Annotated in this window: 1 protein-coding gene; it reads left to right on the top strand. The window is 37.0% G+C overall.

Features of this window, described 5'->3' with window-relative positions; genetic code table 11:
• Positions 1-319 (top strand): phage integrase central domain-containing protein (locus tag GCU85_RS10120; protein WP_218110679.1); only part of this gene is annotated, 319 nt, incomplete at both ends.

Raw genomic sequence — 319 nt, forward strand, 5'->3', positions numbered from 1 at the left:
GACCCACAAAACCATATCCAGCAAGAAAGTGAAAAGCACCTAGACAAGAATAGTTTTAAGCATTGGGCTACTGCTTGTTTAGCTACTAAAACTAATCTTACGCAGAAAACACAATATGGCTTTCAATCGAGATTAGATAATTACATTTACCCTAAATTTGCTGATTGCAATATCAACGGCATATCAAGTAAATCCATTCTTGATTTTCTAAAGGGGATTGAAAACAAGGGGCTTTACGAAACGGCTAAACGATGCAAAGGAATAATGAGTCAAGTATTTAGACATGGAATCATGAATGGGGCGTGTGCTAATGACCCTT

The sequence above is a fragment of the Ostreibacterium oceani genome (assembly GCF_009362845.1).
GTDB classification, from domain to species: Bacteria; Pseudomonadota; Gammaproteobacteria; order Cardiobacteriales; family Ostreibacteriaceae; genus Ostreibacterium; species Ostreibacterium oceani.